Here is a 20,056-nt window from a genome sequence, read left to right on the forward strand (position 1 = left end):
AAGCCCATGACCAGTGCCGCCGATCGTCACGCCGTGCTTGTGCGCCAGATCAACCAGTGGGACATCGAGTACTATGTGAACGATGCGCCGAGCGTGCCGGACGGCCACTACGATGCCGTGCGCGCGGAGCTCGAAGCGCTCGAGGCCGCACACCCCGAGCTTGTGACGGGCGCCTCCCCCACCCAGCGCGTTGGCGCGCCGGTCGCCTCCGGCCTTGCCCCGGTCACCCACACCACGCCCATGCTCTCGCTCGACAACGCCTTCAGCGACGAGGAGCTGCTTGAGTTCGCGCGCCGTGTTGCGGGCGAGCTCGACGGCATCGAGCCGGAATTCTGCGCCGAGCCGAAGCTCGACGGCATCGCCTGCACGCTGCGCTACGAAATGGGCGTGCTGGTGCGCGCGGCAACCCGCGGTGACGGCACCACGGGCGAGGACATCACCCACACGGTGCGCACCATCCGCGGCCTGCCGACACTGCTCGACGGCATGCCGCCTGCCGTACTCGAGGTGCGCGGCGAGGTGGTCATGCCACACGCCGCCTTCAGTGCCTACAACGCCGAGGCCGAGCGGCTCGGCGAGAAGCCGCTCGTCAACTGCCGCAACGGGGCTGGCGGTGCGCTGCGCCAGCTCGACCCGCGCCAGGCCGCGCGCCGCCGCCTCGCCTTCTTCGCCTACGGCGCGCTGCCCTGGGATGCAGCCGACACGCCGGACTCCCACTACGCGGTGCTCGAGCGCCTGAAGCGCTGGGGGCTGCCGGTCGACCCGCTGGTGCGCCGCCTGCGCGGCGAGGCGGCGCTCCTCGCCTACTACCAGGAACTGAGCCAGGCCCGGGACGGCCTCGACTACGATATCGACGGCATTGTCTACAAGCTCGACTCGCGCTTCCAGCAGGAGGAGCTCGGCACGCTCTCGCGCGCCCCGCGCTGGGCGACGGCGCGCAAGTTCCCCGCCGAGGAGCGGATCACCACCCAGACCGGCGTTGATTTCCAGGTCGGGCGCACCGGTGTGATCACGCCGGTGGCGCGTCTCGAGCCGGTGTTCGTCGGCGGCGTGACCGTCTCGAGCGCAACGCTGCACAACATGGACGAGGTCGAGCGCCTCGGCATCATGATCGGCGACCAGGTGGTGGTCAAGCGCGCCGGGGACGTCATTCCGAAGGTGGTCGGGCTTGCGCCTGGCGGCGAGGGGGCGCAGCGCACGGCGATCGTGCTGCCCGAGCGCTGCCCGGCCTGCGACTCGCCGATCGAGCGCGACACCGGCGAGTCCGGCGAGGGCGTCTTCCACTACTGCACCGGCGGGCTTGCCTGCCCGGCGCAGGTGCTCGCGCGCCTCCAGCATGCGGTCAACCGCGACAATCTCGATATCGATGGCATCGGCGCGCGGTTAATCGAGCAGCTCCACGCCAAGGGCCGTCTCGACAGCCTTGATGCGCTCTTTCGCCTCAGCGCCGAGGATATAGAGAGCCTGCCCGGGCAGGGCGAGCGCTCGGCGGCCAAGGCGATCGCCTCGATCGAGCGCGCCCGCCACACGACGCTACCGCGCCTGCTCCAGTCCTTTGGCGTGCGCCACGTCGGGCGCACCACCTCGAAGGCCCTGGCGCGGCACTTCGGCAGCCTCGCCGCGATCGAGGCGGCGAGCATCGAGGCGCTCTGCGAGATCGAGGATATCGGCCCGCGCACCGCAAGCGCCGTCCATGACTTCGTGCGAAGCCCGATCTACCGCGAGACCCGCGATCACCTGCTCGCCGCGGGCGTACACTGGGAGGAGGTGAGCGAGGAGGCGGGGGGAGAGCGCCCCCTCGCCGGGCAGACTATCGTGCTGACCGGCAGTCTCGAGCAGATGTCCCGGGGCGAGGCCACCGCCGCACTCGAGGCATTGGGGGCAAAGGTCTCCGGCAGCGTCTCGAAGAAGACCAGTCTCGTGGTCGCAGGCCCCGGCGCTGGCTCAAAGCTCACCAAGGCGGCCTCGCTCGGCGTGCCGGTGGTCGATGAGTCCGCCCTCCCCGGGCTGCTCCAGGGGAGCCTGCCGGGCTGACGCCCAGCGCAGACCGTCGCCGGGCACCCTCACCTGGGTGCCCGGCCAAGAAAGATTCAAGGAAACGGACGGACTGCGGTTAGAAGCCGGCCTCAAGCGGCAGCGGATCGCTTCCGCCCACCGCGGCAATCGACTCGCGCAGCATCGCCACCTCGTCGCGCACCCGGGCATGGTCCTCGCGCAGCACCGCCGCCTCCTCATCGGGCGTCTTCCAGAAGTAGTCGCCGAGGTAGGAGCCCAGGCAGAGATAGCCGGGGATCGCAATCGGCGGCAGCCGACGGCGACCGCCGGCAAGAAGCCCCGCGTCCAGGCGCTCAAGGCGAGCGATGGGCGCCTGGGGGCCTGCCACCGGGCAGTCATCAAGGGCGCGCAGGCGAGCGATGAGATCCTCGGAGAAGGACTCGCGATGGGCACGGTAGTGCGCCTCGCTCACCACCATGGCGGCGGTGTGGACGTCCCGCGCGCCGGCTGCCGGGGTGAGGCGCCAGAAGCCCGTGCCCGCTGCCTCGGGGTGGCGCTCTGCGTGCGTATCCACCGCCGCGGCAAAGGCCGAGAAGGCGCCATCGGGCAGCAGGTCGGTCCAGATCGCCTCGCTCGCGCGCAGCTCGACGATGTGTGTCAGCCGATCCCCACAGACCCGGTCGTAGAGGGCGATCGTGCCGGCAAGACGCTCGCTCGCCTCGGCCATGCTCGCCGCCGCGCGCTGGCCGCGCTCCTCGACGCACGTATTGTGCGCGGCAACCCGCTCGATCAGTGTCTCGGCAAGCGGCGCGCCGAAGTGCTCGGTCAGTGTCGCAATCAGCGCATCGGCGGCGGCGCGATCAAGCCGCGCGATCGCCCCCACCGCATGGCGGATGTCATCCACCACGCACTCGGCGGTATCGCGCGCCGGGTCAAGCGGATTGCGCGCGGTCCCGGCAAGTCCCCGGGAGACGATCGTCTGCTCGCGCTCACGGGCAAGCCGCGCCTCGTGGATCGCAAGCAGATCCTCGAAGAGGCGAAGGCGGACCGCCTGCGGCGTCATTCCCTGGGACTGCCCGGTCACTGCACGCGCTCCTGACCACGCAAGGTGGCTGTGATTTATTTTAACTACAATAAAGTATAGGGGTCGCGGCATGGGGCGTCAATAACGCCCGCGCGGGTGCTGACCGCGCGCCGACTCAGAACCCGAAGGTTGCCTGCTCGCCAAGCGGCCCGCGGGCCTCGGTGAGAGCCGGGCGCCGGGCGCCGGGTGCCTCGGCGCCACGGCGAAGGGCAGCGGCATGCGCCTCCAGGGCGAGGATGTCGCGCACCGCCGCCTGCGTGTCCACCTTGGCGCTGCCTGCCAGGTTGTCGAGGGCGAGGCCGACCAGCGAGGCGATTTCCCGGCGCCCGCCAAGATCGGCCGGCGGTTCGCTCCAGCCGGCGACGAGGCTTCGCACGGCCTGCTCATCGCGCTCGATGCGAAGCCTGGTGAAGCGGCTGCCGGTCAGCCGCCGCGAGAGTAGCTCCCGGGTGAGTGCGTCCTGGAACTCCTTGAAGCTCGCGCGCTGGTGCGCGCAGAGCAGGTAGGCGGCGTGGGCGCTGCGCGCATCCACCGCGCGCCCGCGCTCGCCCCAGAGCGTCGGCAGGCAGAGTCTTTTGAGCGCCCGGAAGCTCTGCGAATCACAGAATGCATCGGGCGGTGCGTCAAGCCAGGTATCGAGCAGCAGCGGCAGGGCATCATCGATCGAGGCGGTGCGCCCCCCGCGCTGATGGCTGCGCGCCTCGCGCGCCAGATCGAGGTAGAGCGGCAGATCGAGGTGGCGGTAGCGGCGCAGCGCGGCAATGAGCTCCCGGTTCTCGGCACTCAACTGCTCAAGGGCGGGGTCGATCAGAAGCTGCTCCTCGCCGAACTCGATCGCCGGGTTGGCAAGCACCTGCTCCACGTAGTACCTCTTGTAGGTGATCGCCCGCTGGCTGCGCTTGAGCGCACCACTGCGGGTCACAAGCGGCCAGCTCATGACGGCGAGAGAATCGGTCTCAAGGGGCGTGACCGCGCGCAGGGTCTCCGCGCCATAGCGCCGGCGCAGCGAGCTCACCAGGGGGGTGGCGAGCGTCTCGAAGGGTGCGGGCAGGCGGAAGAGTGTCCGGCGGCCATCGCGAAGTTCAAGCACGATGCCATAGCGGCGCACGCCATCGGGGACCGACTCGGGGCGATCGAGATCGGCGTAGACATCAATCCGAAAGCCACGCGCATCGAGCTCCGCCGCCTTCTGGTGGAAGACCGCGCCGTGGCCCTTGTTCACGAACGGCCGTCCCGGCACCGGGCGGGCGTCGAGGTAGTAGCGGTCCTCGGTCTGGCGGTGCATCTCCCACTGGTAGATGTGGATCATCTCGTGGAGGAGCGTGTCGACAAGCTCGCGCACATCACGGCGCAGCATGCCCGCAAGCCGGATCTCGTAGCGCGACTCGAGCGCGACCGAGGCGCCCTTGTTGACGGCCCTGCCAAACGCCCGGCTCATGCGCTCGGAGTAGGTGATGCGCACCGGCGGCAGCAGCCCGCCAAAGAGCTCCCGGTTGTAGCGATCGTACTCGCGGCGCAGCGCCCGCGGGCCGACCGGGGCCTTTAGCGCGGGATAGGGGTGGCCTGGCTGCTCGCTCGACATGGTTGCTCCGGTAATTCCGATGCGCAGACGTCATGCCGCGATCGACGTGATATAATTTATTGTAAATAAATTTTAAATGCCTGGCAACAATGCCACGGCGGGGAGTGGTCATGGCAGAGCGCAACTACATCCGTCCACAGTCCGTGATTGACCGACTGCAGGAGTTCCCGCTGCCGCCGGCGAAGCTCAGCATCAACCACGATGCGAACCTGATCGCCACACGGGTGATCGACGCCGCGCACGGGGCGCTCTGCGCGCATTACCTGCGCGATGGAGAGGTGGCAGGCGAGGCCGTGGAGGCGCTGATCGAGTCGACCTGGGAGCGGGAGTGCCAGCAGCTGCGGGCCGCCCCGGGCTGGAGTGCGGCACGGGCGGGGCTGCTTCGCGCCGCACTTGGCCTGCATGTCTCACGCCGGCTCGAGGGGATCTGTGCCGATGCCGATCGCCGTCTCGACCTGCTCCAGCGCGAGGCGCCGACAGCGCTCGGGGAGATTCGCCGGGACTTTCTTGCACTAAGCGCCTATGCCTTTGGCGAGGCGGGCTGGGCCGATGAGATCCGCGCCCGCCCTGAGCGCTATCTTCACCCCGACTGCCACGACGCGCCGCCTGGCTCCGCCGAGGAGGCGGTGGTGCTCGGCAGCTGGATTGCGCAGGCAACGCGCCTCGTCCACGAGGGCTATCTCCCCACCGGTGACATCAACCCCTGCGACCCGCTCGGCGCCGCCGATGAGCCGGAGCCCGTGCGCCACTACCTGCGCCACACCCAGGCGAGCGTGCTGCGCATGCTCGGCTCGCACTTCGAGACCACGCCCGAGCGCCGGGCGATGGACCACCTACGCCTTGGCATTCACGGCCTGCGGGCGGTCACCAGCGCGGTCACCGGGAACGCCGCCGTCGTCACCCTGGCGCGCGAGCTGCGCGCCGGGCAGGAGGCCGCGCTGATGCAGCTTGTCGAGCGCCGCTACCAGCGCATCGCCCAGGCCATGGGCACCGATGAGCCCTATGCTCGGGCGAACAGCGCCGCCTTCATCGCGGAGATCGAGCGCGCGGTGCCGGGCGAACCCCAAGCACTCGCCCAGGCGCGTATCGCCGCCAGGCGCTACCCCGCCGAGCTCACCCTTGAGCAGGGCGCACGCTATCTGGCAGTCTTGCACCCTGAGGTGGCGGCACGCCTGGATGAGCGGCTTGCGGCGTATCGCGAGAAGGTTCCCCAGGTTGCCTTCCCGCGGAGTGCTGCGGGCGCGCAGCCCGCCCCGGGGCAGTGACAGGCGGATGGAGAGCGGAGCGATGCAGGCGCTGGCAGATGAAGTGAGTCGGCTTGACCCCGACTGGCAGCGCCACCTCGGCGATGCACTTGCCACCGCGAAGGGCGAGGCGCTGCTGCGCTTTCTCGCCGCGCGCGAGGCCGACGGGGCAGAGATCCTGCCGCCGGCAGGCGAGCGCCTGACGGCGCTTCGCCTGACGCCGTTTTCCTCAGTGCGCGTGGTCATCATCGGCCAGGACCCGTATCACGACATCGGCCAGGCCATGGGCCTTGCCTTCTCGGTCGGTAGGGGCGTGCGCACTCCGCCCTCGCTACGCAACATCTACACCGAGGTCGTCCGATGCGAGGGCGGCGAGCGCCCGGCGCATGGCGATCTCAGCCACTGGGCGCGCCAGGGCGTGCTGCTCCTGAATACCCTTCTCACGGTCGAGGCCCACACCCCCGGCGCCCACCAGAAACGCGGCTGGGAGGCGGTCACCGATCAGCTGATCAGCGCGCTGAGCGCCGAGCGCGACGGCCTCATCTTCCTGCTCTGGGGCAACCACGCCAGGGCCAAGGCAGCGCTCGTCGACCAGGCCCGCCACCGGGTGCTCGAGACCTCCCACCCCTCACCACTTGGCGCGCGCCACGGCTTTCGCGGCTGCGGCCACTTCGCAACCGTCAATGATGTCCTGCGCGCGCGCGGCGAGGCGCCCATACGCTGGCTCGACTGACCCCCCGGGGCGGCCCTGGCGCTTTACATGGCGGGCGCCACCCCTATACTAGGGCACAATCCACCAGGCCACAGCCAGCCACCATGACAGACGCCGCCATCGACCTCGAAACCACCTACTACCGCTTCGAGGGCCGGGCGATGCAGATGCAGTGGGTGGAGCAGGGCGGCGCGACCCGCCTCTACCACTACCGCCCCACGGGCGCTGTCACCGCGGTTCGCTTCGATGACAGCGGGGTGAGCCTCGCCGTCATCTACCTCACCCCGGCCGGGCAGCAGGTGCGCGACTGGCTCGGCACCACCGAGGTGTCCCTCGAGCGGATCAGCCGTGCCGCCTGGGTGCGGCTTTGCCGGCGGATCGAGCGCGGCAGCGAGCCAAGCCGCCAGGTGCTGAGCGTCGAGGAGCGCCGGGCCTGAGCGGCGCCCTGTACAGCGAGCGCCCCTCTGATTTATAATGTAGACAATTAAATGATCCAACCACAGGCCATGGGAGAGAGGCGGGTGCGTGTACAGGAGGCATGGTGGCCGGAGATCCAGGCGGTGCTGCTTGAGTGCTTCTCCCGGCGCGATCTCATCGACGCGCTGCTCGCCGCCGAGGCCTGCCGCAATCCCGATGATCCCGTGGAGCGCTTCGAGCTCGAGTGCGAGGCCGACGAGGTGCTGGTCGGCGAGGTGCTGCGCGCGATTCGCGAGACCGACACCGCGATCGCCGCTCCGCGCCCCGGCGGGGGCGAGCACTGGTCGTGCTACATCGACAGCGACGGGGCGCATCGCGTGGAGCTTGCGCGGCTGCACTGGGTGCGCCTTGCCGGTGCGCTGCAGCGCATCGACCAGACGCTCTGCCAGAGCGACCCGGCACGCACCGAGGCCAACTGGCGGGAGCAGCGCTGCCGTATCGAGCAGGGGCTTGCGGCGGACGCGCGGCAGGGCGTTGTCTACCGCCTCACCGACCCGCAGGCCGCCATCGCCATTGGCGAGGGGGGTATTCGCATCTCACCACCACCGCCCGCCTGGCAGGCGAGCGCGCTGAGCGAGCCCATCGCGGTGATCGGCGAGGCACTGGCAACACTGCGCCAGCCGGCAAGCGCGCACGCAGCCCCAGGGATCTAGGCCACAGTCAGGGCTCTAGGCCACAGCCAGGCCGACAAGGCCCTCAGCGATCCCGCGTCAGCAGCCCGAGCAGCTCATTGACCTCGCCCTCGCGCTCGCGGGCGCGCGCCTTTGCCTTGCCGCAGCGCTCCTCGCCGATCCGCCTGGCAAGCGCGTCGCCAGAGCGGCTTGAGAGAATCGGGGTTGCCGGCAGCCCGGCCTCGGCCAGAAGCCGCAGGGCGAGGTTGACAACAGCTGCGTAGCCCTCGGCGTCGGCCTGCTCCTCATCACCGGCGGCGGCGGCGCGGATCGCCGCCTGCGCCTCCTCGGGCAACTCCCACTGATCGGCAACCACGCCCCCGATCTGGGCGTCGGCAACCCCGATGACGGCACGCTGCACCAGCGCCGGCGCCACCAGGGGGTTCAGCCGCTCGGCGGCGTCGAGCGCCGGCATCTGTGCCGAGAAGAGGTGGCAGAGCACCGCCTCGCCAAGGTTATGCAGAAGCCCCGCCAGGTAGGCACTGCCGGGGTCGAGCGCAATGCCCTGCGTGCGGGCAGCGCGGGCGAGGTCCTCGGAGAGCTGCGCGCAGTGCAGCGCCCGCGCCCAGTAGTCGGAGAGCCGGGCGTAGTCACTGCCGCCGACACCGCCGAGGCTTTCGTTCAGGGCGAGGCCGAGGCCTAGGTTCACGACGCGCGCGGCGCCGAGCGCGCGGCTGATCGCATCAGGGATGGTGCGGATGTCGCGCGAGCCGATCGCCGCCGCATTCGCCCAGCTCACCACCTGGGCGCTCAGCGCCGGGTCGGCGGCAACGATCGCGCTCAGGTGATCAATCGTCGCCCCGGGGGTGCGGCGGTAGTCGAGCAGTCGGCGCGCCGTCTCGCGCATCGGCGGCAGCACATCGAGATCCTGGAGGCGCTGGAGGACGCGCCGGCCGGTGAACTGGTTGACCGCGCGCAGGCTGTCGTTGCGATCGGAGCGCGCGCCAAGATACTCCGCAAGCGCCTCCTCGCCCGGTGTTGCGGCGAGCGCAACGATCTCAAGCGCAGGCGCGATCTCGGCAAGCGCACTCGACGACAGGCGCACGCCACGGCCAACGCCGATCACAACCACCAGGCTCTGCGGCAGCGCGGGAGTGGCGCACTGCACGTAGAGGCGCTCGGCGCCGCGGGGGCGCACCGGGTGGAGCGACTCCAGGCGGCGGGCGCGGCGAAAGCGCTCGCACTCGGCCGTATCGGCAAGCCGAAGCCCCAGCGGTGCGAGCGAGGCCGGGTCGAGCAGCGATGACGCCTCGCCGAGGAGCACATGCAACCCACCGCCCACTTCGTCGACGAGCAGCGTGGCGGCGTAGTGCGCCTCCCCGCCTGACGGCGGCGTCACGGGCAGCGAGACCGCATCATGGGCGATGCCAAGCGTGTCGAGGAGCTGCGGAAAACTGTGCTGCGCCATGGGACTCCCGGTCGAACATCTGTTAGCACTTCCCCGGTCCGACTGCCCCGGGGCGTCCAAGTTCCATTTTTTTATTGTATACATAATAAATTGCTGCAGCAAACAGAGGGCACCCGCACGGGGCGCCTGCGCGCCGGCGACGCTCCCGCCCACATCAACCCGAAGCGTGACAATATCAGCTTGTATTTCAGTGATTAAGTTCACAGCTTGCGCAGCCGACAACGCCCATGACAGCGCCGATGCGGGCGCATCGCGCTCTTGCCGACAGCGCGGCGTCGCACTATACTTGGCGCCTGTGAAAATTCGTCGAAAGGTCGCGGCTGGATGCCCAGTGTATGAATGAACCGGCAGAGCAGATCATGAGCGCGCTCGCCGCGGCCGGGAGTCGCGAGGAGCTCTACGACGTCTGCGATCAGATCTGCGAGATGCACGGGTTTGACTACTTCCACTACACCGCGCAGTTCGTCTCCTCGCTGGTGCGCCCGACCGTTCTGATCGTTGACGCCATGCCGCCCGGGTGGCGCGAGCGCTATGTCGAGGAGGGCTTCTTCGCGGTGGACCCCATTGCCCGCTATTCCGAGCGCAACCTGCTGCCGGCGACCTGGCGCGAGGCGATGATGCGCTCGCCTGCGAGCGAGCGCCTTGGCCAGCTGAAGGCGGCGGCGCGTGCCGCAGGGCTTGCCGGCGGGGTTGTCGCGCCGGCACGTGGACTCGCCGGGGATGTCTCGCTGCTGGTCCTCGCCTCGCGCCGCGGGGGCGAGGACCAGGAGCAGCGCTACCGGGCGCTGCTGCCCACCATGCACTACTACGCGGGTGCCCTGCACCAGGCGGCCGCCGCACTGGCGCTGCACTCGGAGGACTACGCCTACGACATCCCCGCGATGTCCGCGCGCGAGAGCGAGTGTCTGTTCTGGGCGGCGGAGGGGAAGACCGCCGAGGAGACCGGCGTCATCCTCGACATCGCCCGGGCGACGGTGGAATATCACCTCACGAAGGCCACCCAAAAGCTCGGCGCCAGCGGGCGCCAGCAGACAGTCGCCAAGGCGATGGCGCTCGGGCTCATCCGCCCCCAGCTCTCCGAGGCAAGCTTTCGCCAGCCGCTGGCAGAGCACCTCGCGCCCGGGCGGCTGCGCACCGGGGGTCGCCGGTGAGCCGACGGGCGGCCACCCCGGCAGAGCTTGCCTGGCGTGAACACAGCCGCCGGGAGCTCACCCAGCGCTCGTTTTTTGCCTGCGTCGTTGCAACGGTGCTGGTCGCCGCGGGGCTTGTTGCCGATCAGCTTCGCTTTGGCGAGGTCCACCCCGGGGCGCTCTACCCGCGACTGGTGGTCATCGCGCTCCTCCTGATCGCGCTCTCGCTGCACTTCAGCCGCGGGAGCCTGCGCCACGGCCGGCTGATCGCCCACGGCTGGCTACTCAGCATCCAGCTCCTCCTGATCTGGGTGGTTGCGCTGAGCGGCGGCCAGGACTCGCCCTACGCCGCGCTGCTGGTGCTGCCCGCCGTCTTCGCCGCGATGATCCTGCCGCTACGCCTGGCCGACGCCATCACGATCTCCGCCATCATGCTTGCAGGCTATGTAGCGGCTGCGCTGATCCACGCCACCTGGCTTGCCCCGGCGGCCGCGCTTGAGGCGAGCGCGATCGGGCTGCAGCTCTTTTTCTTCGGGATGCTTGCGATGACGATCTGCATTGGCACCCGACAGCTTGAGCGCGCGCGGCGCACGGGCTTTGTCAATGCCTTCGAGCTCGAGCGCCAGAACGAGCGCCTGGCGAGCATCAACCGCATGAAGTCGGACTTCGTCGCCAATGTCTCCCACGAGCTTCGCACCCCGCTCACCATGCTGCTTGCACCGATCGAGGACATCGACCGCTCGCCGCTGGTGCGCAACACTGAGAACGAGCCGCGCGCGCGCATTGCCAAGAAAAACGCACAGCAGCTGCTCGCACTGGTCGACAATCTGCTCGAGGTGATTCGCCTGCGCGAGGTGCCGGAGACGCCGCCCACGACGCCCGTGCATCTCTCCGACCAGCTCGAGAGCTTCTGCGAGATGGCCGCTTACCAGGCAGAGCGCCGCGGCATCCGCATCGACACCCGCATCGCGCCCGAGGTCTGGGTGCGGGGCAACACCGATGCACTCGAGAAGGTGCTCTACAACCTGATCGGCAATGCGCTGAAGTACGCCCAGAGTGAGGGCGAGATCCGCATCGAGCTCGCCCACGAGGACGGCAGCGCGCGGCTGGTGGTGAGCGACACGGGGCCTGGCATCCGTGACGAGGTGCTGCCGCAGGTGCTTGCGCGCTTCCGGCGCGGCCATGTGGCGGGCGATCGCGACCCCGGCGGCAGCGGGATTGGCCTGGCACTCTCCCGGGAGCTGATCGAAGCGATGGGCGGGCATCTTGAGATCGCGTCCGAGTATGGCCGTGGCACCCGGGTCAGCGTCTCGCTTCGCAGCAGCCCGCCGGCGGCGCCAGCAGCAATGCCGCCACCACCGGGCGGCGCCGAGGCCGATGCGGGCGACTCCGGCGAGGGCGCCCCGGTGGCGGCGCGCGACGTCGGCCGCGGCCGGGTGCTGATCGTCGATGACAATCCCGAGGTGAGGCACTACATTGCCGCGACCCTGGCGGAGGAGTTCGACTGCCTGAGTGTCGGCACGGCAGAGGAGACGCTCGCCGCCGTCCACCGCGAGCCCTTCGATCTCATCCTGCTGGACTGGATCCTCGGTGGCGATGACGGGCTGGCCCTGGCCGGGGCCATCCGCGAGGGGCGCACCGATACCCATACGCGCATCGTGATACTGAGCGCGCGCAGTGACCGGGACTCGGCACTGCTCGCGCTGCGGGAGGGGGCGGATGAGTTCATCGCCAAGCCCTTCGGCACCCGGGAGCTGCTCGAGCGGGTGCGCAACATCGTTCGCACCGTGCGCCTTGAGCGCGAGATCGTCGCGCGCAACACCGTGCTCGAGCAAATGATCGAGCAGCTCAACGCCACCCAGGAGCAGCTCGTCCACAGCGAGAAGATGAACGCGCTCGGACGGCTCTCGGCGGGGCTTCTCCACGAGGTCCGCAATCCGCTGAACTATGTCAGCATGGCGACACAGGTGCTGAAGCGCTCACCGGCGATGCGTGACGCCGCCGAGGCGAGGGAGATCCTCACCGACATCGAGGAGGGGGTCAACCGGGTCAGCGCGATCGTGAGCGACCTGAAGGAGTTCTCGCACCCGAGCGCGGTGCAGTTCGCCGACACGCCGGTGGCGCAGATCGTTGACTCGGCGCTGAAGTTCACCCGCCACGAGGCCGGCGCCATCGTGCTTGGCCAGCGCGTCGAGGCGGGGCTGCATGCGCACTGCTCCCAGCCCCATGTCGTCCAGGTGCTGGTCAATCTCCTCGCCAACGCAATCCGCTCGCTGCAGGGCGATACGCGGGTGCAGGCGCCGGAGATCGAGATCTCTGCGAGCAGGCGGGCAGAGGGCTGGATCGAGATCCGGGTCTGCGACAACGGCAGGGGCATGGACGAGGCGGCGCTCGATCAGGTCTTCGAGCCCTTCTACACCACGGCCACTGCCGGCAGCGGCATCGGCATGGGGCTGCCGATCTGCCAGACCATCATTACCCGCCACGGCGGGGTGATTCGCGCCGAGAGCATCCCCTACGTGCGCACCTGCTTTACATTCACGCTGCCGGCGAGCGCCGCGCAGGCCATCACGGAGAGCGTCAATGAGGCCGGATGAGGGCAGCGCCCACCACCCCCAGCGGCGGCGGGAGACCGGCATCCTGCTGGTCGATGACGAGGAGCTCGCGCACAAGTACTTCGGCATGTACTTTCGCATGTACTACCGGGTGTTCGGCGCGGGCTCGGCAGAGGAGGCGCTCGCGCTGCTGGCCGAGCGCGGGGAGGAGATTGGGGTCATCATCAGCGACCAGCGCATGCCGGGGATGAGCGGCGTTGAGCTCCTGGAGCAGACGCGCCGACTCTACCCGAACATCGAGCGGCTGCTCGCCACGGCCTACATGGACATCGACGCCGCGGTGGATGCGGTCAACCGCGGTGAGGTGCGCGCCTTCCTGCCCAAGCCCTGGCGCATGGAGGAGATCGAGGCGCCGATCGCCCAGGCCGTCGACCACTACCTTGAGCGCCAGGACGAGCTTGCCGTGATGCAGCACCGCCTGGATGCGATGCGCCAGCTCGCGAGCTTCCTCGCCCATGAGCTGCGCACGCCCCTTAGCGCCATCTCGCTCGCCGCCATCTCGAGCCAGCAGTTCCTGCCGGATCTCATCCGCGACGCACAGGCGCATCGCCGCCTGCCAGACGCCGAGCGCCGGCCCCTGACCAAGGAGCAGGCCCGGGCGCTTGAACAGGCGCCAGAGCGCGTGCGCCGCCTCGCCGAGCGCTCCCAGCACCTGATCTCGCTCCTCCTGATCAACGCCGGCTGGAATGAGCCTGGCGCCACCGATCTCGGGACCCGCTTCGATCTTGGCCAGTGCGTGATGCGCGCCGTCGAGGACTATCCTTGCGAGGAGGCCGAGCGGCGGCTGATCGAGTGCAACGCCACGGCCGGACTCAGCGTGCTCGGCTCGCCGAGCCTCATGGCCTCGATCATCGCGAACCTGCTGAAAAACGCACTGCGCGCCGTCCATGCGGCCGGCCACGGCGCGATCAGGATCGGTGTCCGGCCGCACGGCGAGGGGCTCGCCCGGGTCGAGGTCCATGACAGCGGCACCGGCATCCCCACCGAGCACCTGGAGCGGATCTTCGAGACCTTTGTCACCTATGCCGACGACAACACGGCGATGGGGCTGGGGCTTAGCTTCTGCAAGCGCGAGGTCGAGCGCATTGGCGGGACGCTGCGCTGTGAGAGCGAGGAGGGCAAGTACACCCGGTTTCTGATCGACCTGCCGCTCGCGCCCACAACAGGCGCGGCACCAGGGGGCTAGCGCCGGGGCGCCCAGGCCATGCGATGGCGGTCCCCGGCCGGCTCGGCCGGCGGGCAGAAGTCGGCATAGTGATCGGCATGCGCGGCATCGAAAAAGCCGTTCGGGTGGCCCGGGAAGCAGGGGATGAGCGTGCCGGCGCGCAGGGCGTCCATCAGTGCCGCCGGCGCACCCTGATCGGCGGCCACCTCGCGGTGCGCGCGCATGAGCTCCTCGGAGGCGATCACAAGCGCGCGCGTGCTGCCATCGGCAAGGCGGCAGACAAACCCCGGGGGTGAGAAGGTGTAGGCGTAGTCGCGCACGCCGGCCGCGTCCATGGCGGCGCTGACCGCGGCCTGCGCCTCGGCGTCCTCGAAGATGGCCGCGCCGCGCTCGATCAGCAGCGTGCGAAGGCGCGCACAGCGCTCGGCGAGGCAGCGCTCCCGCAGGGCGCCAATGACCGTGGAGAGCGCAGCGAGCGCGTCACCATCGGCCTTGCTCACAAACCGCTGGATGAGCCCGGCATTGAAGGCGCGGACCGCGACCTCGTTGTCCGCGACACCGGTGAGCAGGATGCGCTGCGCACGGGCGTCGCCAAGCGCGGAGAAGAGCTCGAGGCCTGTCATTGGCGGCATCGCGTAGTCGGCGATCACCACGCAGACCTGATCGGTGATTGCCGGATCGGCGAGTAGCGGCGGGAGGAGATCGCCGGCGCTGTCCTCCTGGAGCGCCTTCTCGGTCTCTCGAAGCCGCGTGCGCGTCTGCGCCTCGCGCGCGTGAAGCAGCGCCAGCGCCTCGCGGGCGTCGGTAAAGCCACGGACCCGCTCACTCGCCGAGAGGGTGAGCTCCAGCATGGCGATGAAATCACCGGAGTCATCAACGGCGAAGACCTCGCCGTCACTGCGCAGGGGGTGGAGGATGGGGTCTGTCATCACGACTCCTGAGACGGCCTCGCGGCGTGCGCGAGCCTCAGCTCGCGCGCACGATCCCCTCGCCGCTCGGGGCGTGGCTTGCGTGGTTGTAGAGCATGAGCGGCATGACCGGATTGGCCCGCCAGGCCGCCAGGCGCTCGTGCGCCTCGGCCACCCACTCGGCATCGGCGTCAATACCGCCGATCGCCGTCTCGATGAAGGCCGCGATATCCTCGACACGGGTGTGACGCTCCTCGAGCGTATACCAGCGGTTGATCGCGGCGATCCGCACACACCCCGCCACGGAGAAGGCAGACGGGCAGCGGCTGTTGAAATCAAGCGGACGCACCAGTATCGAGCGCAGCCCGGCAACCTCGCCGCCGAGACACAGTCCTGCCAGCAGGTGCTCGCCCTGGTCGGCGATCGCCGCGAAGCGGTCAAGCTGGCGCGCACGCCGGGCGCTGACTGGCCCAGTGCTCTCTGCGATCCGTTCTGCTGCTGCCATGGTCTTCCCCTTGAGGCCCATGTGTGTCCGGCGCGCTGGCCGGTCCGGTGTGTACTGCAAGGTGCCCTTTCAATGGGCGTAAATTAACACCCTGTGGCGCGTCCTGGCAAGAGAAATCTAGCCGCTTCAGGACAATCTGGCAAGTTGCTCGCGCCGCGCCAGGCATGGATCAGCGCGAGCCGCTCCAGACCCGGCAGAGATTATTCTTGCTTAAATAAAAAGTCAAGCGACTTGCCGCTGGCAGGCTCCAGTTAAAAACGGTAAAATAATTGAAAAACAAGAGGGGGAGCCCCATGCGTCGATCAATCACTGTCCTGGGCGGCCTGCTGCTCGCCGCCGCCACCACAGCCGCGAACGCCGGCGCACCGACGCTCGAGGACACGCTGCGCAACTGGAATCCGGCCGCGCGCTACATCCCGCAGGTGGTGCTAAGCCATCTCTGCCCGCACTACCGCGACCTCGACAGCAGCGTCTTCGGGCCGAAGGCGGCCTGGCAGGAGAGCGACCCGGTGCTCGGCGAGATGCATGTCGCCGTCGAGCGCTCCCGGCTACCCGATCAGATCAAGCGCGCCGTGCGCGTGGAGATGGCGGACGCCAAGGAGCGCCTCGATCGCGTGCGCTGGAGTGACCGCTTCGTGGTCGATCGCCACCAGGCGACCGAGGGTCACGGCTACAACGCGCGGCTTGGCGCGTACCGCCGGCACACGCTCGATGAGGTGCGCGGCTCGCTCGACAATAGCGAGCGGCATATCGTCTCGACCACCAGCAACTTTGTCCACCAGCAGCTCTCTCCGGGCACCGGCGAGGGCGCGGCGGAGCTTTCCCACGACTACCAGCTCGCCTACCGCCAGAGTGTCCGCCTGGTGCGGGACTGCCCGAGCGCGCAGTACTTCGAGCGCAACCCCTGGGCGCGCTAAGTCGCGCGCCGGCCGGCTAGATCGTCACCACCAGCGCCGGATCGAAGGTCGGGTTCACTGCGTGGCCGACGTAGCCGCGGGGGTTGCAGACGACGCGGGTGCAATCGGCCAGGTAGTCGGCGCTGTCGTGCATGTGGCCGTGCACCCAGAGTGCGGGCTGCCAGTCGAGGATCTGCGGCTCAAGGCGCGAGGAGAAATAGGGCTGAAGCGGTGTGCCGCGCCAGCGCGCGGCGGCGCTGTGCTCGCTTGGCGCGTGGTGGGTGACCACCACGGTCTTGCCGGCAAAGGGTGTCTCAAAGGCGTTGGCGAGGAAATCAAGCGCCTCCTGGTGGGCGTCGAAGGTATCCACCGGCGTCAACGCCCGGGTGGTGCCATCAGCCCCGCGCACGCGCACGACCTGGAAGTCGGAGAGATCCCCCGAGGCGCGCATCGTGAAGTAGTCGAGCTGGTTCACGTCGGTCCAGAGCGTGGTGCCGAGAAAGCGCACCCCGTCGATCACGCAGGCGGTGTCATCGAGCACGTGCACCCCCGGAATCTCGATCCGCCGCCAGGCCTCCCGCACCTCCTCGACCACGCCCTGATAGAACTCGTGGTTGCCAAGCACGTAGACCAGGGGCCTGCCGAGCGCCGCGAGCTCGCGCAGAACGGGCTCGGCGGCGGTGCCCACATTGATATCGCCGGCAAGCACGATCACGTCGAACGCCTCCGGCGCCACCAGGCGGCAATCGCCGAACTCAAGGTGCAGGTCGCTCAGGATCCAGAGCTTCATGGGGGTGACTCCTGCGCCGTTGTATCAAGCCCGCGGCGCCAGCGCTCCAGGGCAACGAAGCCCGCCTCGCTGCCGCGCGCATGGCCCTGGTAGAGGGTCTCACGCGGTACGCCCTGCGGCCAGCCATCGTGCGCCTCGCCGGCCGGGTAGCCTTCAGTGGTTGCGTGGGCATGGAGATAGCCATCACCATGGCCAAGCGCCGCCATCAGCGGGTGCGGGGCGTTGCGAAGGGCAAGTGGCACACTGAGCGCGGGGTGCGCGGCGGCAAGGTGGCGCGCCCGCGACCAGGCGCGATCGACGCTGTCGGATTTCGGCGCGAGCGCCAGGTGGACGGCAGCGTGTGCGATCGCCCGCTGCCCCTCGTGATCGCCGAGGCGCAGGTAGGCGTCCCAGGCGGCAATGACAAGCGGCAGCGCGCGCGTGTCGGCGAGCCCCACATCCTCCGAGGCGATCGCACAGAGCCGGCGCACGACGTCGAGCGGATCACCACCCTGGCCGATGTAGTGGGCGATGTAGAGGAGTGCTGCGTCGACCCGTGAGCTTCGCACCGACTTGTGAATGGCGGAGAGGAGATCGTAGTGGGCGTCGCCGGCGCGATCCATCCGCCCCGCGCCATGGCCGATCGCGGCATCAAGCGCGGCGTCGCTCACCACACCCTCGGCGTCCGCCTGGTCACAGGCAAGCTCAAGCACGCCGAGCGCTCGGCGCACATCGCCGCCGCTCGAAGCGGCGATCCGGTCAAGGAGCGGGTCGGCGACGCGAAGCCCGCGGCCGCCAAGCCCGCGCGCGGCATCGGCGAGGGCGCGCAGCAGCACCGCGCGAATGGCCGCATCATCGGGCACGCCCAGGGTGAAGACCGCCAGGCGCGAGAGCACCGCCTGGTTCAGTGAGAAGGCCACATTCTCGGTGGTCGCGCCGATCAGCACGATCAGCCCCGACTCCACGTGCGGGAGGAGCGCGTCCTGCTGGGCGCGGGAGAAGCGGTGGATCTCATCGAGCAGCAGCACGCTTCGGGCACCGCGCCCGCGCGCCGCGCGGGCGCGCTCTGCGACGGCGCGGATGTCCTTGACGCCGGCCTCCACGGCGGAGAGCTCTGTCAGCTCCGCCCGGGCACCGCGGGCCAGGATCCGGGCAAGGGTGGTCTTGCCAACGCCTGGCGGCGCCCAGAGCACCATCGAGCGGACCACGCCCGCGTCCACCATGCGCCGAAGGGGCCCGCCGGGGCCACAGAGCGCCTCCTGCCCCACCACCTCATCGAGGCTGCGCGGGCGCATGCGCTCGGCAAGCGGCGCGAAGTCATCCCGGGCGAGCTGCTCGAAGAGATCCATCGTCTCGCCCTCAGGCCTCAGCCGACGTGGCCGGCCGGTCCAGGTAGAAGTGGGTGAGGGTGAGGTCCTTGAACTTGGCGAAGAAATCACTCGTCTCCGAGAGGCTTCGGTAGGCCCGGGTGCCATCCACCGGGTCCCGGGTCTGGACCTTGATGTCGGCAAAGCCCTCGCTGATGCGCGAGAAGCGAACGGCGTTCACGCAGTGGACGATGGCACTCTCGCCAACCCCCAGGCGCTCTGCGAGCTCGCGGCGCTCGTCATGCACGCGAAAGCCCGGCAGATCGACATGGGTGCCAAGGTGGCGGAGCTTTCGACGGCGGACGATGCGTGCCGCGGCACTCTCCGGGTCGCGGGCGGCATGCTCGCGAAAGCGCTCCCAGAAATAGGTGTCGGTCAGATCGGCAAAGGCATCAATATCGGCAAGGAAGCGGTCCATCGCCGCCCCCACAGCGGGCTCCTCCATCAGCTCGCCAATCGCCCGGCGCAGCAGCAGGTCAAAGCCGACGCTGGTCTTGTGGTTGTAGATATGGCGATAGAGCTGGTGGCGGGAGTGGACAAAGTCCTCGAAATTGGGAACCCCCTTCGCCTGGATGACAAGCCCGAGCCAGTTCTCCTCGGGAATCCAGCCGCAGCGAAGCGCGTTGATCAGCGCATCGAGGTTGATCTGCCCGTAGGAGACGCTGCAATTGGTGGCATCGCGCAGGATGTAGTCCGCCTTGTCGGCATCGAGCTCGCCGGAGACAATCGCCCGAAGGAGGCCTGCCAGCAGCGCCGGTGCATCACCGACGAGCGCCGCGCCAGGGCCGGCAAAGACCGGCCAGGCAACCGCTGCCGCCTCGCGAAACCGCGCCGAGAGCGCCGGGGTGGTGGTCTCCATCAGCGAGAGCACGTCGCGCGCATCCGGCGCGCCGCGCGCCGCTGCGCAGGACTCGAGAATGCGCGCCGCGGCCCGCACCGAGTAATGCTCGTGGTGCAGCACGCGGGGCGCCTCGGGGTAGAGATCGCCCACCTCCACACCGGCCCAGAGCCGCTCAAAGCGCCCCGGGGCACGCATCATCGCGGCAACCTCCGGCGTGTACTCCATCTGGTGGGAGAAACTGCCATGGCCGCTGTCATGCAGCAGCATGGCAAGGCGCAGGCAGCGGTTCAGGTAGACCAGCGCAGCCATGACCGCCGGGGGCAGCGCCGCGGGGGCATCGATCAGGTGGGCGTGGACGAGCTGCGAGAACATCCGGTCGGCGACATGCATCGCGCCGATCGAGTGGATGAAGCGGCTGTGCGTCGCACCGGGGAAGACCAGCCCGAGGATGTCGTTCTGGCAGATAAAGCGAAGCCGCTGAAAAAGCGGATGGTCGATCACCACGACCTCGTGATCATGCAGGCGGATCGTGCCATGCAGCGCATCACGGATCACCTGCGCACTGCCCCGGGAGAGATCGGGATCGGAGAAGCTCATGGAGTACACCCAAGGATCAATAGTTACGCCAACTATACCAGAGCGCAGCTGCTATGTCATTATTTAAAGGAAAATAATTGTTGCGCCAGT

The 20,056-nt window shown here is 69.1% G+C and carries 17 protein-coding genes; 9 read left to right on the plus strand and 8 right to left on the minus strand.

Annotated features, from left to right (window positions below; translation table 11 throughout):
• The first annotated feature begins 6 nt into the window (after positions 1–6).
• On the plus strand, positions 7–2,034 hold the full coding sequence (gene ligA / locus J2T57_RS08580) for an NAD-dependent DNA ligase LigA (protein ID WP_253476723.1): 2,028 nt from the start codon (positions 7–9) through the stop codon (positions 2,032–2,034).
• 79 nt (positions 2,035–2,113) lie between these two features.
• Here ligA and J2T57_RS08585 read toward each other — a convergent pair whose 3' ends face one another.
• On the minus strand, positions 2,114–3,079 hold the full coding sequence (locus J2T57_RS08585) for a hypothetical protein (RefSeq protein WP_253476725.1): 966 nt from the start codon (positions 3,077–3,079) through the stop codon (positions 2,114–2,116).
• Positions 3,080–3,194: 115 nt separating this feature from the next.
• A complete protein-coding gene (locus J2T57_RS08590) occupies positions 3,195–4,661 on the minus strand; it encodes a SprT-like domain-containing protein (RefSeq protein ID WP_253476727.1) in 1,467 nt (488 codons plus the stop codon).
• 110 nt (positions 4,662–4,771) lie between these two features.
• Between J2T57_RS08590 and J2T57_RS08595 the strand changes: the two genes are divergently transcribed.
• The 4 genes from J2T57_RS08595 (at position 4,772) to J2T57_RS08610 (ending at position 7,747) form a co-directional block, all read left to right on the plus strand.
• The gene (locus J2T57_RS08595) at positions 4,772–5,926 is read left to right on the plus strand and encodes a hypothetical protein (RefSeq protein ID WP_253476729.1); all 1,155 of its coding nucleotides are present in this window, start codon (positions 4,772–4,774) and stop codon (positions 5,924–5,926) included.
• A complete protein-coding gene (ung, locus tag J2T57_RS08600) occupies positions 5,877–6,638 on the plus strand; it encodes a uracil-DNA glycosylase (RefSeq protein ID WP_253476731.1) in 762 nt (253 codons plus the stop codon). The genes J2T57_RS08595 and ung overlap by 50 nt, the downstream gene beginning before the upstream one ends.
• An 83-nt stretch (positions 6,639–6,721) precedes the next feature.
• Entirely contained in the window at positions 6,722–7,054 is a 333-nt protein-coding gene (locus J2T57_RS08605; protein ID WP_253476733.1) for a hypothetical protein, read from the plus strand.
• A gap of 51 nt (positions 7,055–7,105) precedes the next feature.
• Complete coding sequence (locus J2T57_RS08610) at positions 7,106–7,747, plus strand: hypothetical protein (RefSeq protein WP_253476735.1); 642 nt, start codon at positions 7,106–7,108, stop codon at positions 7,745–7,747.
• Positions 7,748–7,790: 43 nt separating this feature from the next.
• Here J2T57_RS08610 and J2T57_RS08615 read toward each other — a convergent pair whose 3' ends face one another.
• Positions 7,791–9,173 carry an HDOD domain-containing protein gene (locus J2T57_RS08615; protein ID WP_253476737.1) on the minus strand — a complete coding sequence of 461 codons (1,383 nt, stop codon included), beginning with the start codon at positions 9,171–9,173 and terminating at the stop codon, positions 7,791–7,793.
• A 335-nt stretch (positions 9,174–9,508) separates the two neighbouring features.
• Between J2T57_RS08615 and J2T57_RS08620 the strand changes: the two genes are divergently transcribed.
• Genes J2T57_RS08620 through J2T57_RS08630 form a run of 3 tightly spaced genes read left to right on the plus strand, consistent with a single transcriptional unit; the run spans position 9,509 to position 14,104 of the window.
• On the plus strand, positions 9,509–10,324 hold the full coding sequence (locus tag J2T57_RS08620; protein ID WP_253476739.1) for a LuxR family transcriptional regulator: 816 nt from the start codon (positions 9,509–9,511) through the stop codon (positions 10,322–10,324).
• Entirely contained in the window at positions 10,321–12,900 is a 2,580-nt protein-coding gene (locus J2T57_RS08625) for an ATP-binding protein (protein ID WP_253476741.1), read from the plus strand. The genes J2T57_RS08620 and J2T57_RS08625 overlap by 4 nt, the downstream gene beginning before the upstream one ends.
• A complete protein-coding gene (locus tag J2T57_RS08630; protein WP_253476743.1) occupies positions 12,887–14,104 on the plus strand; it encodes a hybrid sensor histidine kinase/response regulator in 1,218 nt (405 codons plus the stop codon). Before J2T57_RS08625 ends, J2T57_RS08630 begins: the two co-directional genes overlap by 14 nt.
• Here the strand turns inward: J2T57_RS08630 and J2T57_RS08635 are convergent.
• Complete coding sequence (locus tag J2T57_RS08635) at positions 14,101–15,012, minus strand: response regulator (protein ID WP_253476745.1); 912 nt, start codon at positions 15,010–15,012, stop codon at positions 14,101–14,103. The two genes, J2T57_RS08630 and J2T57_RS08635, sit on opposite strands and share 4 nt — an antisense overlap.
• Positions 15,013–15,049: 37 nt before the next feature.
• On the minus strand, positions 15,050–15,496 hold the full coding sequence (locus J2T57_RS08640; protein ID WP_253476747.1) for a hypothetical protein: 447 nt from the start codon (positions 15,494–15,496) through the stop codon (positions 15,050–15,052).
• A gap of 269 nt (positions 15,497–15,765) precedes the next feature.
• Between J2T57_RS08640 and J2T57_RS08645 the strand changes: the two genes are divergently transcribed.
• A complete protein-coding gene (locus J2T57_RS08645) occupies positions 15,766–16,413 on the plus strand; it encodes a hypothetical protein (protein ID WP_253476749.1) in 648 nt (215 codons plus the stop codon).
• A 16-nt stretch (positions 16,414–16,429) separates the two neighbouring features.
• Here J2T57_RS08645 and J2T57_RS08650 read toward each other — a convergent pair whose 3' ends face one another.
• Genes J2T57_RS08650 through J2T57_RS08660 form a run of 3 tightly spaced genes read right to left on the minus strand, consistent with a single transcriptional unit; the run spans position 16,430 to position 19,966 of the window.
• Complete coding sequence (locus J2T57_RS08650) at positions 16,430–17,182, minus strand: metallophosphoesterase (RefSeq protein WP_253476751.1); 753 nt, start codon at positions 17,180–17,182, stop codon at positions 16,430–16,432.
• The gene (locus J2T57_RS08655) at positions 17,179–18,510 is read right to left on the minus strand and encodes a replication-associated recombination protein A (RefSeq protein ID WP_253476753.1); all 1,332 of its coding nucleotides are present in this window, start codon (positions 18,508–18,510) and stop codon (positions 17,179–17,181) included. The genes J2T57_RS08650 and J2T57_RS08655 overlap by 4 nt, the downstream gene beginning before the upstream one ends.
• 10 nt (positions 18,511–18,520) lie before the next feature.
• Positions 18,521–19,966, minus strand: a complete 1,446-nt coding sequence (locus J2T57_RS08660) for an HD domain-containing protein (RefSeq protein WP_253476755.1) — start codon at positions 19,964–19,966, stop codon at positions 18,521–18,523.
• Between the last annotated feature and the right edge of the window lie 90 nt (positions 19,967–20,056).

The sequence above is a fragment of the Natronocella acetinitrilica genome (genome assembly GCF_024170285.1).
GTDB lineage: Bacteria > Pseudomonadota > Gammaproteobacteria > Nitrococcales > Aquisalimonadaceae > Natronocella > Natronocella acetinitrilica.

Coding starts and splice junctions, on each gene's coding strand:
- J2T57_RS08595 (WP_253476729.1), top strand. CDS start 4,772: ATGGCAGAGCGCAACTACATCCGTCCACAGTCCGTGATTGACCGACTG.
- J2T57_RS08615 (WP_253476737.1), bottom strand. CDS start 9,173: ATGGCGCAGCACAGTTTTCCGCAGCTCCTCGACACGCTTGGCATCGCC.
- J2T57_RS08605 (WP_253476733.1), top strand. CDS start 6,722: ATGACAGACGCCGCCATCGACCTCGAAACCACCTACTACCGCTTCGAG.
- J2T57_RS08650 (WP_253476751.1), bottom strand. CDS start 17,182: ATGAAGCTCTGGATCCTGAGCGACCTGCACCTTGAGTTCGGCGATTGC.
- J2T57_RS08635 (WP_253476745.1), bottom strand. CDS start 15,012: ATGACAGACCCCATCCTCCACCCCCTGCGCAGTGACGGCGAGGTCTTC.
- J2T57_RS08610 (WP_253476735.1), top strand. CDS start 7,106: ATGATCCAACCACAGGCCATGGGAGAGAGGCGGGTGCGTGTACAGGAG.
- J2T57_RS08590 (WP_253476727.1), bottom strand. CDS start 4,661: ATGTCGAGCGAGCAGCCAGGCCACCCCTATCCCGCGCTAAAGGCCCCG.
- J2T57_RS08620 (WP_253476739.1), top strand. CDS start 9,509: ATGAATGAACCGGCAGAGCAGATCATGAGCGCGCTCGCCGCGGCCGGG.
- J2T57_RS08660 (WP_253476755.1), bottom strand. CDS start 19,966: ATGAGCTTCTCCGATCCCGATCTCTCCCGGGGCAGTGCGCAGGTGATC.
- ligA (WP_253476723.1), top strand. CDS start 7: ATGACCAGTGCCGCCGATCGTCACGCCGTGCTTGTGCGCCAGATCAAC.
- J2T57_RS08655 (WP_253476753.1), bottom strand. CDS start 18,510: ATGGATCTCTTCGAGCAGCTCGCCCGGGATGACTTCGCGCCGCTTGCC.
- J2T57_RS08630 (WP_253476743.1), top strand. CDS start 12,887: ATGAGGCCGGATGAGGGCAGCGCCCACCACCCCCAGCGGCGGCGGGAG.
- J2T57_RS08640 (WP_253476747.1), bottom strand. CDS start 15,496: ATGGCAGCAGCAGAACGGATCGCAGAGAGCACTGGGCCAGTCAGCGCC.